This is a genomic window from Pseudomonas sp. BNK-7 (genome assembly GCF_048072025.1).
Lineage (GTDB): Bacteria > Pseudomonadota > Gammaproteobacteria > Pseudomonadales > Pseudomonadaceae > Aquipseudomonas > Aquipseudomonas danubii.
The window spans coordinates 6850892-6862500 of record NZ_CP182252.1 but is presented as its reverse complement, the minus strand read 5'-3'; the positions used below and the strand labels follow the sequence as shown (position 1 = coordinate 6862500).

The following is an 11609-nucleotide window of genomic DNA, read 5'->3' as shown; positions in this document are numbered from 1 at the left end:
AAGGTGCGCCGGTGAGGGTGAAGGACTTGCTCCGTAAGCTCATGCCGGTCGAAGATACCAGGCCGCTGCGACTGTTTATTAAAAACACAGCACTCTGCAAACACGAAAGTGGACGTATAGGGTGTGACGCCTGCCCGGTGCCGGAAGGTTAATTGATGGGGTTAGCTAACGCGAAGCTCTTGATCGAAGCCCCGGTAAACGGCGGCCGTAACTATAACGGTCCTAAGGTAGCGAAATTCCTTGTCGGGTAAGTTCCGACCTGCACGAATGGCGTAACGATGGCGGCGCTGTCTCCACCCGAGACTCAGTGAAATTGAAATCGCTGTGAAGATGCAGTGTATCCGCGGCTAGACGGAAAGACCCCGTGAACCTTTACTATAGCTTTGCACTGGACTTTGAATTTGCTTGTGTAGGATAGGTGGGAGGCTTTGAAGCGTGAACGCCAGTTTGCGTGGAGCCATCCTTGAAATACCACCCTGGCAACTTTGAGGTTCTAACTCAGGTCCGTTATCCGGATCGAGGACAGTGTATGGTGGGTAGTTTGACTGGGGCGGTCTCCTCCTAAAGAGTAACGGAGGAGTACGAAGGTGCGCTCAGACCGGTCGGAAATCGGTCGTAGAGTATAAAGGCAAAAGCGCGCTTGACTGCGAGACAGACACGTCGAGCAGGTACGAAAGTAGGTCTTAGTGATCCGGTGGTTCTGTATGGAAGGGCCATCGCTCAACGGATAAAAGGTACTCCGGGGATAACAGGCTGATACCGCCCAAGAGTTCATATCGACGGCGGTGTTTGGCACCTCGATGTCGGCTCATCACATCCTGGGGCTGAAGCCGGTCCCAAGGGTATGGCTGTTCGCCATTTAAAGTGGTACGCGAGCTGGGTTTAGAACGTCGTGAGACAGTTCGGTCCCTATCTGCCGTGGACGTTTGAGATTTGAGAGGGGCTGCTCCTAGTACGAGAGGACCGGAGTGGACGAACCTCTGGTGTTCCGGTTGTCACGCCAGTGGCATTGCCGGGTAGCTATGTTCGGAAAAGATAACCGCTGAAAGCATCTAAGCGGGAAACTTGCCTCAAGATGAGATCTCACTGGGATCTTGAATCCCCTAAAGGGCCGTCGAAGACTACGACGTTGATAGGTTGGGTGTGTAAGCGCTGTGAGGCGTTGAGCTAACCAATACTAATTGCCCGTGAGGCTTGACCATATAACACCCAAGCAATTTGCTTAAGAAGCGAGTTGCGGTGTGTGAAGACGAAACAAACCGAAAGTTTGCACAGCACACAAATCTATTACATACCCATTCGCTGGCACGTTGCATCAGCAACGGACTGGCTACCGAATTTCTTGACGACCATAGAGCGTTGGAACCACCTGATCCCATCCCGAACTCAGAAGTGAAACGATGCATCGCCGATGGTAGTGTGGGGTTTCCCCATGTGAGAGTAGGTCATCGTCAAGATTAAATTCCGAAACCCCAATTGCGAAAGCAATTGGGGTTTTGTTTTTGCGCGGAGAAAAATTGCTCTTATTCGCAAACAAAATTGCACAGTTATTTTCGAATTGGAACACTAGAATAGCCGCTACTTTTTCCAATTCCAGAGCCCTCTATGCCAGATCCGGTTGACGCCCCCGGGTTGTCAGAACTACCACTGGACGACCTGGTTGCCTGCCATGAGTGCGACCTGCTGATGCGCAAGCCAACGCTCGCCCTTGGCGAGAAAGCACAGTGCCCGCGTTGTGGCTATGAGCTGTATGCCCATCGGCATAATGTGGTCGAACGCAGCCTGGCTCTGGTAATAGCCGCCTTATTGCTCTACGTGCCGGCGAACTTTCTACCCATCATGCAGCTCAATCTATTGGGACAGTCTTCCGAAGATACGGTCTGGAGTGGGGTACAAGGCCTGTTCGATACCGGCATGGAAGGCGTAGCGCTGGTGGTATTCCTGTGCAGCATGGGCATTCCATTACTCAAGCTGATTTGCCAACTTCTGGTGCTTCTAAGTATCCGCTGGAACATCGGCCGTAGTTACGGTTTGCTGCTCTATCGCATTTATCACCATTTGCGCGATTGGGGCATGCTCGAGGTCTACTTGATGGGCGTACTGGTGGCCATCGTCAAGTTGGCCGACATGGCCTCCATCACCGTAGGCCTGGGGCTGGTGTGTTTCATCAGTCTGTTGTTGGTGCAGGTCTGGCTGGAAGTGGTGATGTCGCCTCATCAGGTCTGGCAGGCGCTATCGGGAGAAGACATACATGCGGGCGATTGATGCAGGCATTCTGATTTGCACCGAATGCCATGAATTGAACCGGCAGGAGGCCGACAGCGACGGGCAGACCTGCACTCGTTGCGGAGCTTTGGTACACCCACGGCGTCCCAACAGCATCCTGCGTACCTGGGCTCTGCTGCTTACCGCCGCCATTCTCTATATACCCGCCAATGTCCTGCCGATCATGACCGTCAGCTCGCTGGGCCAGGGCGACCCGAGCACCATCATGTCTGGGGTCATCCAACTGGTGCAGCATGGAATGTTCCCCATCGCCGCCGTGGTGTTTGTCGCCAGTATTCTGGTGCCCACCTTCAAACTGGTGGGCATTGCCCTGTTGCTGTTCTCGGTGCAGCGTCACCAGCCACTGTCAGCGCGGCAACGGATTATCATGTACCGCTTCATCGAGTTCATCGGTCGCTGGTCGATGCTGGATATTTTCGTCATCGCCATTCTGGTGGCGGTGGTCAACTTTGGCCGGCTGGCCAGTATCGAGGCCAATCTCGGGGCGGTCGCCTTTGCCAGCGTGGTGATCCTGACCATGCTGGCCGCAGTAACTTTTGATCCCCGACTTATCTGGGATAACACGGAGTCGGACGACGACCATGAGTGATTTGCCTACCGCCAAAACCCGCCCGGCCTCCAACTGGTCGGCCATCTGGGTGCTGCCCCTGATTGCCTTGATCATCGGTGGCTGGCTGGGTTGGCGTGCCTACAGCCAGACCGGTATCGAGATCCAGTTGCGCTTTGAAAGCGGCGAAGGAATACAGGCCAACAAGACCGAAGTGGTCTACAAAGGCATGCCTGTGGGTAAGGTCAAGACTCTGGCTCTGGACGATGAGGGCAACTCCAAGGGGGTGATTGCCACGGTCGAAATGAACAAGGATGTCGAACAGTACCTGAAGACCAACACCCGCTTCTGGCTGGTCAAGCCTAGTGTCAGCCTGGCCGGGATCACCGGTCTGGAAACCCTGGTCTCAGGCAATTACATCGCGGTCAATCCCGGAGAAGGAGAGCCCACGCGCAAGTTCAAGGCCCTGGCCGAAGAGCCACCGTTATCGGATGCCAAGCCTGGCCTGCACCTGACCATCAAGGCCGAACGCCTGGGGTCGTTGAGCCGCGGCAGTCCGGTCTTCTACAAACAAATCCAGGTCGGACAGATCAAGAGCTTCCTGCTTTCCGAGGATCAGAACACCGTCGAGCTCAAGGTCTACATTGAACCGACCTACGCCAATCTGGTGCGCAAACACACACGCTTCTGGAACGCCAGCGGCATCAGCATCGACGCCAATCTGTCCGGGGTAAAAGTACGCAGTGAGTCCCTGTCCAGCATAGTGGCCGGCGGTATCGCGTTCGCCACTCCGGAAAATCGCAAGGACAGCCCGCCCACCGATCCTAGCCTGCCGTTCCGCCTGTACGAAGATTTCGATGCCGCCCAGGCGGGCATCCGGGTCAAAGTCAAACTCACCGATTTCGAAGGCCTGCAGGCAGGGCGCACGCCCGTGATGTACAAAGGCATCCAGGTGGGCAGCCTGAAAGCCCTGAAGGTCGACTCCGACCTGACGAGTGCCACCGCCGAGCTGACCCTCGACCCACTGGCCGAGGACTATCTGGTCCAGGGTACCCAGTTCTGGACTGTCAAACCCTCGATCTCCCTGGCGGGTATCACGGGGCTCGAGGCCTTGGTGAAAGGCAACTACATCGCCATTCGCCCCGGTGACAAGGGCGCCGCCCCCCAGCGGGAGTTCGAGGCGCGGGCCAAGGCCCCACCCCTGGACCTGCGGGCACCCGGCTTGCACATGGTGCTGTTTACCGACAATCTCGGCTCCCTGGAGGTGGGCAGCCCGATTCTCTACAAACAGGTCAAGGTCGGTTCGGTGCAGAGCTATCAGTTCTCCCACACCCGCAAGCAAGTGGTGATCGGTGTTCATATCGAGAAAGAATACGAGGGACTGGTCAACGGCTCGACGCGCTTCTGGAACGTCAGCGGCATCACCCTCACGGGCGGCCTCACTGGCGGTATCCAGATCAAGAGTGAGTCGCTGCAAAGCCTGATGGCCGGCGGCATCGCCTTCGAGACGCCGCTGCCCAACGTGCCGCTGAAAAAGCGCATTCCGCGGTTCCGTCTGTTCGCCAACCAGGAAGAGGCGGCGCAGCGTGGCACCCTGATCAACATCAAGGTTGATCGCGCCGATGGGCTGCGCGCCGGAACGCCGGTGCGCTTCAAGGGGCTGGATGTGGGCAAACTGGAAGAAGTGACCCTCAGCGCCGACCTGCAATCGGTAATGCTCAAGGCGCGGATCACCGAAGTGCCGGAACGTATTGCCCGGGTCGGCAGCCAGTTCTGGGTGGTCAAGCCGGAACTGGGACTGATGAAGACCTCGAACCTGGAAACCCTGGTGACCGGTCAATACATCGAGGTTCAGCCCGCGGTGAAGAACCAGGGCGTGCAAACCAGCTTTGTCGCCTTGCCGCAGCCACCGGAAGCCAGCTCCCAGGAAGCGGGTCTGAGCCTGGTGCTGAGTGCTGCTCGCCGTGGTTCGCTGAAGGTGGGTGTCCCAGTGACTTACCGGGAAGTGACCGTGGGCAAGGTCACCGGCTACGAACTGGGACAGACCGCCGACCGGGTACTGATCCATATCCTCATCGAACCCAAGTACGCGCCGTTGATTCGTGGTGGCACGCGCTTCTGGAACAGCAGCGGATTCGGTGTGGACTTTGGCCTGTTCAAGGGCGCCACAGTGCGCACCGAATCCCTGGAAACCTTGATCCAGGGCGGCATCGCCTTCGCCACCCCGGATGGCGAACGCATGGGCAACCCGGCCCGTCCCCAGCAGACCTTCCCGCTGTTCGACAAGTTCGAGGATGAATGGCTGACCTGGGCTCCCAAGATCCCCCTGGGCAAGTAACCCTGTTGTAGGAGCGAAGCAGCCCTCAAGCCCAGAGCACGCTTTTGTTGGCAAGCCAGCTCCTACAAAAGCGATCCAATAAAAAAGGCCGCGCTCCCAAGAGCGCGGCCTTTTACGTTGCAGCGTTACCCAGTCAGACTTCGTCCAGTTCCGCTTCTGCTTCGGGTTCCACGTTCAGAGTCGCCTTGACCTGATCGTGACGACGGATGAACTTCCAGTCCGCCTCATCGATGTAGATGCCGTTCGGTCCGCTGCCGCCTTCCAGGTCGATGGCGACCTGGGCCGACACCTGCGGCTTCACACTGGCCAGGATCGGCACGAAGCCCAACTGCAGGCTGGTTTCCAGCAGCGCCGCCTGGTTGCGTTCGTCGATGTCCGCCGCTTCGTCGAGGTAGTAAGGCAGACGAATGCGCCCGGCCTGGTCGCGGTCCATCAAGTGCAGCAACAGGTACATGTTGGTCAGCGCCTTGATGGTCATGGTGGTGCCGTTGGACGCTGCGCCATCGATGTCGGTATGGATCACCGGCTGGCCGTTGACCTTGGTGATCTCGAACGCCAGCTCGAACAAGTCCTTCAGGCCCAACTGGTTGTGGTTGGCTGCCACCAGCCGCGCCAGGTACTCCTTGGCCTCTTCGTTCTTGTTGTCCTGCTCGGCGCTCTGGCTCAGGTCGAACACCGACAGGGTCTCGCCTTCCTCGTACTGGCCGGCGCTGTGGATGATCTGGTCGATGTGCTTGAGGGCTTCCTTGTTCGGCGCCAGGACGATGCGGAAGCTCTGCAGGTTGGACACCTGGCGCTTGTTGATCTCGCGGTTGAACAGCGCCAGCTGGTGTTCCAGGCTGTCGTAGTCACTGCGGATATTGCGCAGGGTCCGGGCGATGTCGGTCACCGCCGCGCGGCGCGCCTTGCCCAGGGTCAGGGCTTCGTCGGTGCGGTGGGCATAGGCGTTGATCAGCAGTTGCAGGCGGCGCTCGACGTCATCCTCGCTGTCGAACTTGGCCACGCCCTTGAGGCGTACCTGGGCATACAGCGCCTCGATCTGCCCGTCGACCCGTTGCAGGCCCTGCCAGCTGTCCTGGTAGTCGTTGAGCAGTGGCAGCAGGTTGTCCATGGAGTCGTCCACCGGGTCCATGAACGGCGTGCCGAACGGCAGGTCTGCCGGCAGCAGCTGACGGCGACGCAGGGCGTCATCCAGAGTGCGCTGCTTGGCTTCCATGTCGGCGATCTGCCGGCCCACCAGTTGCAACTTGGCCGACAGTTGCTGGACGCGTTCGGTGAAGGCATCGCTGGAACGCTTGAGTTCGTCCTGGGCGGCTTCCATCTGCGCCAGCTGTTCCAGCTTCTCGCCTTCCTCGGCGCTCAGGGTCTGGGCGCGGCGGAAGTCTTCCAGGGCCTTCTGCGCATCCAGTACCTGCTGGTACAGGGCCTCGGTCTGGGTCTTGCTCGCGGCGCGGTCGGCGGCCACGGCGGCCTGGGTCTTGAGCTGCTTGAGTTCTTTTTCCAGACGCTCTTTCTGATCCCGCAGGGCGGCGCGGTCGGCCAGGGCCTGCAAGGCTGGCGGCTCGATGTGGGAGAGGTCGATGGTCAACCCCGGCACTTCGAAACGCTCGCCCTTGAAGCCGTCGAGGATCAGCTCCACCGACTTCACCCACTCGCCGTTGTCGTCCAGGGCGATGCCATGCTCGCCCAGGGGCAGGCTGAACAGCGCGCTGTTGAACAGGCGCATCAGGCGCTCCACGTCCTGCTGGGAGAACTCCTCGCGCAGGCGGGCATAGCTGTTGTTGTCAGCGTGATCGAGTTGCTGCTTGACCGACTTCAGGCGCTTTTCCAGATCCCGCAGGCGTTCTTCCAGGTCTTCGGCGGAGAACTGCCGGGACTGGGCCAGGGCGCCGGCCAGTTCATCGTGGGCATCCTTGGCCGCCAGCAGTTGCTGTTCCAGGACCTTGACGTCATCCACCAGGGCGAAGCGATGCTTGAGCACCGACAACTCGCCGAGCCAGCGCTGGGTGCCGGTGATTTCCCGTTCCAGGCGCATCATTTCCTGGGTGCTGCTGCGCTGGTCGTTCTGCAGCGCGTCCTGCTCATTACGGTAGTGCTCGGCCTGGATGGTCAGCTCTTCCTTGCGCGCGCCGGCGTAGTCCGACCAGGTGCCCAGCAGCGAATCCAGCAGCGGCGACAGGCGATGCAGCTTGCCCCGCAGAATGTCCCGCTGCTTCACGCCGTTGGCCAGGGCTTCCACCAGAGGGCCGGCGGCCACCAGGGAGTTGTAGTCCTGCTCCATGCGCCGCACATCGCGGAAGGCTTCGTCGCAGGCGGCGATGTAGTCGACGCTGCCGGAGCGCAGGCTGTGCTCGAAGGCATCGAGGAACAGCTGCTTGAGCTTGGCCGCGGTGATCTCGCGCATGTGCAGCAGGTTGATGAACAGCGCGCGGAATGTTTTCAGGCTCTGTTCGCTGGTGGAGCGCAGCGGGATCAGGGTCAGGTCCAGGGGGATCGAGGTGTGGCCGCCCACCAGCAGGCGCCGCAGTTCATCGGGCTTGAGCTCATAGGCCTTCAGGCCCTGGCGTTCCAGGTTGGTGAACAGCTCTTTCTGCCGCAGGCAGGTGTCGTCCTTCTGGTAATGCGCCAGGTCCAGCTGGCCGGCGTAGGCGAAGAACTGGTGGCCGAAGCCGCCGCCCGGGCCGCGCCCGACCACGCCAATCACATGAGGGCCGTGGGGCAGCGAGACTTCCACCAGGATGTAGCTGGTGTCGGAGGCGAAGTAGAAGCGCCGGGACTGTTCCAGGCTGTACTTGCCGAAGCTCATGTCCGACATGCGCGCCAGGATCGGGAATTGCAGGGCGTTGATCGACGCCGACTTGCCCAGGTTGTTGGCCCCGTAGACCGACAGCGGCTCTTCCAGGGGGAACAGGCCCAGGCTGTAACCAGCGGTGTTCAGTAGGGCAAAGCGGCGGATGCCGTAGCGTTCCTTGCTCATGCGTCGAGCTCCTGTTCTTCGGCGATGGCCCGGGCCAGCGCGTCTTCTTCACTTTCTTCGGACTCGTCGAATTCGCTCAGGTCCAGCGGGTCATCGGTCTGCAGCAGTTTCTCGTCGCTGTCGTCGTCCACCAGTACCGGGGTCGGCAACGGCAGCACGCTGTGCAGGCTGGCGGCCAGGTCGCGGTCCTGTTGCACCGACAGGCAAACGTCGAGGAAGCGGTGCATTGGCGGCAGGAAGCGGTAGATCCCCGGTTCCTCGGCAGCAAAACCCAGCTGGGTCATGCGGCGCATGATTTTTTCTTCCAGCTCTTCCTGGGTCTGCACTTCAGCCTGGATGAACAGGTCGCGGTATTTCTCCAGCAAGGACGGCAGTTCGTCACGGCCGAGGCTGCCGCCATCTAGCACGGCAATCGGGTCGCGGCCCTGGTCGGCCAGATGCTCCACCAGGATGAAAGTGAACAGCGCCAGGCGCTGGGCGGTCTTGTTCACCTGGGCGGCGGCGTTGTCCGGCACGAAGTAGTAGAAACCCCGGGTGTCGCACACCAGCTCGAAGCCCAGGGCCTTGAACAGCGTGCGGTACTGGTCCTGGAAGTTCGACAATTGCGCGTACAGCTCCGGGTCGCGGCGGCTGACGTGGTAACCCTTGAACAGCTCGCGGAAGATCGGCGCCAGCTGGGACAGTTCGGAAAGATCAAGATGCATTGGCGTTGCTCGCAGAATGCTCGGCGGCGTCATCGCGGGCCGAGAGCAGGGCGAAGGAGCGCAGGCTGACCTGGTGCTCCTGGGTGTGGTAGTCGCGGCGTTCTAGGCGCTCGCGCTTGAAACGTTTTTCCCGCGACAGGCGCGAGAACCAGTACAGCAGTTCGTCGGTGGCGCCATCCGGCTCCTGGTCCAGCAGCCAGCTCATCAGGTCCGGCATCGGCAGGGCGTCTTCGCAGCGTTCGAGCATTTCCCGAACCGTGCGCGGCGCCTTGGGGGCCAGGCCCTTGTGGGTCTTGTGGGCCTTGGGGAAACGCGCCGGCTTGGGCTCGAAGCGGGCCAGGGCGTAGACATAGGCTTCCACCTGGCCGGAGCTGCCGAGGAAGGTGCTCTGCGGACGGGTAAACATCGGCATCGCCGCCTGGGGCACCGCGTCGATGCCCTTGCGCCGGATGGCCGCCAGGGCCAGGGCCGCGCCACGGGTCACGGCGTTGTGCCGGCGGGCTTCCTCACGTAGCGGCAGCAGCAGTTCCCGGGCGTGGCGCAGGGTCAGCTGGGCGCTGGTCTGCATTTCCAGGATCCGCGCGTGGGTGCGCAGCAGCATGTCGTCGTCCACCAGGTGGCCCAGGCGCTGCTGCTCGGTGAGCAGGCGCAGCAGGACGTTTTCCACCTTGCGCACGCCCTGTTCGAAGGCGCCGTCGGCGTTCACCAGCTGGATCATCGGTTCGACGTATTCGTCCCAGGTGGCCAGCACCTCGGCGTAGCGCTGGCGCAGGGGAATCTGCCGGTCGCTGGTCTTGGCCCGTTCGGCTACGGCCACCAGGGCCTGTTCGTCGTTGGCAAGCTTCTTCAGGACATCGCGCACGCGCATGTCCAGCAGCCGCAGCTGGCGCGCCAGGTCGTTGCCGTCGCGCACGTCGAAGGCGTCCTGGATGTACCCGGCCAGGCGCTCCAGGTGACGCAGGTAGGCTTCGATTTCCAGGCACAGGCCCAGGCGGTGTTCACGGCGCAGGTAGGCGAGGAAGTCGTGGATCTGCGCATTGAGCTCGAAACGGTTCGGGCTTTTCGCCACCGGGACCAGGATGTCCAGGCGTATCCATACGTCCAGCAGGTGGGTGATGTCCTGGGGCGTGCTGTCCAGTTGTTGGGCAGCCAGCTGTGAACGCAGTTCGGCAAGACTCAGGGTGCCTTGGTCGAAGTGCTCGCACAGCGGCTCCAGAAGTGCCCAGTGTTCGGCGAGGGCGCGCAAGACGCGCTTGGGTTCGATCATCGGAATGGCCGGCTGGTTGGCAATGAAAAGCGGCGATTGTACTGCATCAGGGGGCCGACGATTCACCCCCGGACCCAGGTATGAGACGGACTGTCGCTTTTGCGCGCAATCAACAGCGGGCGATCTTTGGCGAAGGACGGTAGAATCCCCCACCTCAGTTATCCACAAGTGGCCGACCTTTGCTTATCGAGTCCCGTCGTCGCGCTTATCTGTCCGCCATGCAGGTGGTCAGTTGGCTGCCGCGCAGCGAATTGCCCTTTGCCGCCCCTTCGCGTCCTGAATTGCTGGCCTTGCCGGAACCTGAGGTGCAGGCCCCGCCTGCCCCTGTGGTCGAGGCAAAGGCCCCGGCGGCGGTTGCAAGGACCGTCGAACGGCCGAAAATCGAGGTGCCGCGTCCGTCCACCGCGCCTGCAAAGTCAGCCAGCAAGCCAGTGGCCGAGGGCGAAGAAGCCCCGGCCCCGGTGGTCAAGGCGCCGGTGGTACCGCCGCCGCGTTTTGCCTTGCAGTTGCTGCGGGCCGGCCGTTGCCTGCTGCTGGTGGAGTTACCCACAGGCGAAGCCTTCCAGAGCCGCGACCCGGCCTACTTGCTGCTCAAGGACATGCTGCGCGCCGCCGGCCTGCCGGACAGCCCGCAGATCCTCGCCGAGCCGGTGCGCTGGCCGATGCTGACCCGGGGCAACCTCGATCAAGGTCCGGAAGCCGCCCGGGACTTCGTCCAGGCCTTTGTCGGCGTGCGCATCGAAGAAGAGCCCTGCGTCTGCCTGTGGCTGGTCGGTCTGCCGGCCGTACGTTTCGCCGGGGAAGCCAACGCTGAATCCTACAACCGTGAACTGCAGGTCGAAGGCCTGGGTTCGGCCTGGGCCTTGCCCGGCCTGGAACTATTAATGGAAGAGCCACAGCGTAAGGCTGATGTCTGGCAAGCCATGCGTCGATTGATGACGCGCTGGAAAAGCACTGATGAGCACAATGACCAATGAGTGACGCGTTGACCTTCCGCCTGGCCACCGAGGCGGACCTGGATGCCATCCTGAAAATCGAATATGCCGCGTTCAGCCACCCCTGGACCCGGGGCATTTTCATGGATGCCTTCAAGTCCTACGAAGTCTGGCTGATGTTCGAAGGCAGCCAGCAGGTGGGCCACGGGGTGATCCAGGTGATCATTGACGAGGCGCATCTGCTGAACATCACCGTCAAGCCGGAAAGCCAGGGCCGCGGCCTGGGCCTGCGGCTGCTGGAGGAACTGATGAAGCGCGCCTACCAAAAGGACGCGCGCGAATGTTTCCTCGAAGTGCGCTCCAGCAACCAGACCGCTTATCGGCTTTACGAGCGTTATGGCTTCAATGAAGTCGGGCGCCGCCGCGACTATTACCCGGCGGTGGGCGGTCGCGAAGACGCCCTGGTGATGGCCTGCACCCTGGTCGACTGAGCCTTCAACCAGCACGCAGGCAGCTGCAGGAGCTGGCTTGCCAGCGAAGACGCCATTCGCGGCG

General features: G+C 61.1%; 8 protein-coding genes and 2 rRNA genes (1 of these 10 cut by a window edge). 7 read left to right on the top strand and 3 right to left on the bottom strand.

The window, feature by feature from the left end; all coding sequences use genetic code 11:
• The 5 genes from ACMGF8_RS31065 to ACMGF8_RS31045 all read left to right on the top strand — a co-directional run.
• Positions 1 to 1202: ribosomal RNA gene (locus ACMGF8_RS31065) — 23S ribosomal RNA — on the top strand (it extends 1690 nt beyond the left edge of the window).
• Positions 1203 to 1341: 139 nt separating this feature from the next.
• Positions 1342 to 1457 (top strand): 5S ribosomal RNA (gene rrf, locus ACMGF8_RS31060).
• A 148-nt stretch (positions 1458 to 1605) separates the two neighbouring features.
• Complete coding sequence (locus ACMGF8_RS31055) at positions 1606 to 2265, top strand: paraquat-inducible protein A (RefSeq protein WP_102860186.1); 660 nt, start codon at positions 1606 to 1608, stop codon at positions 2263 to 2265.
• Complete coding sequence (locus ACMGF8_RS31050) at positions 2252 to 2875, top strand: paraquat-inducible protein A (RefSeq protein ID WP_102860187.1); 624 nt, start codon at positions 2252 to 2254, stop codon at positions 2873 to 2875. The genes ACMGF8_RS31055 and ACMGF8_RS31050 overlap by 14 nt, the downstream gene beginning before the upstream one ends.
• On the top strand, positions 2868 to 5171 hold the full coding sequence (locus ACMGF8_RS31045) for a PqiB family protein (RefSeq protein ID WP_115580943.1): 2304 nt from the start codon (positions 2868 to 2870) through the stop codon (positions 5169 to 5171). Before ACMGF8_RS31050 ends, ACMGF8_RS31045 begins: the two co-directional genes overlap by 8 nt.
• 133 nt (positions 5172 to 5304) lie before the next feature.
• Here ACMGF8_RS31045 and mksF read toward each other — a convergent pair whose 3' ends face one another.
• The 3 genes from mksF to mksB are packed head-to-tail and all read right to left on the bottom strand — an operon-like array spanning position 5305 to position 10119.
• Complete coding sequence (gene mksF, locus ACMGF8_RS31040; RefSeq protein WP_115580942.1) at positions 5305 to 8148, bottom strand: Mks condensin complex protein MksF; 2844 nt, start codon at positions 8146 to 8148, stop codon at positions 5305 to 5307.
• Complete coding sequence (mksE, locus tag ACMGF8_RS31035; protein WP_047285462.1) at positions 8145 to 8852, bottom strand: Mks condensin complex protein MksE; 708 nt, start codon at positions 8850 to 8852, stop codon at positions 8145 to 8147. The genes mksF and mksE overlap by 4 nt, the downstream gene beginning before the upstream one ends.
• Positions 8842 to 10119: an Mks condensin complex protein MksB gene (mksB, locus tag ACMGF8_RS31030; RefSeq protein WP_060841105.1), complete on the bottom strand. Its 1278-nt coding sequence runs from the start codon at positions 10117 to 10119 to the stop codon at positions 8842 to 8844. Before mksB ends, mksE begins: the two co-directional genes overlap by 11 nt.
• A gap of 179 nt (positions 10120 to 10298) precedes the next feature.
• Between mksB and ACMGF8_RS31025 the strand changes: the two genes are divergently transcribed.
• A complete protein-coding gene (locus ACMGF8_RS31025; RefSeq protein ID WP_416758302.1) occupies positions 10299 to 11096 on the top strand; it encodes an energy transducer TonB in 798 nt (265 codons plus the stop codon).
• Positions 11093 to 11545: a ribosomal protein S18-alanine N-acetyltransferase gene (gene rimI / locus ACMGF8_RS31020; RefSeq protein WP_047285456.1), complete on the top strand. Its 453-nt coding sequence runs from the start codon at positions 11093 to 11095 to the stop codon at positions 11543 to 11545. The genes ACMGF8_RS31025 and rimI overlap by 4 nt, the downstream gene beginning before the upstream one ends.
• Positions 11546 to 11609 lie beyond the last annotated feature (64 nt).

Bases quoted from the DNA above. Each gene is read 5' to 3' on its own strand.
- mksB (WP_060841105.1), bottom strand. From the start codon at position 10,119: ATGATCGAACCCAAGCGCGTCTTGCGCGCCCTCGCCGAACACTGGGCA.
- ACMGF8_RS31045 (WP_115580943.1), top strand. From the start codon at position 2,868: ATGAGTGATTTGCCTACCGCCAAAACCCGCCCGGCCTCCAACTGGTCG.
- mksF (WP_115580942.1), bottom strand. From the start codon at position 8,148: ATGAGCAAGGAACGCTACGGCATCCGCCGCTTTGCCCTACTGAACACC.
- rimI (WP_047285456.1), top strand. From the start codon at position 11,093: ATGAGTGACGCGTTGACCTTCCGCCTGGCCACCGAGGCGGACCTGGAT.
- ACMGF8_RS31055 (WP_102860186.1), top strand. From the start codon at position 1,606: ATGCCAGATCCGGTTGACGCCCCCGGGTTGTCAGAACTACCACTGGAC.
- ACMGF8_RS31050 (WP_102860187.1), top strand. From the start codon at position 2,252: ATGCGGGCGATTGATGCAGGCATTCTGATTTGCACCGAATGCCATGAA.
- mksE (WP_047285462.1), bottom strand. From the start codon at position 8,852: ATGCATCTTGATCTTTCCGAACTGTCCCAGCTGGCGCCGATCTTCCGC.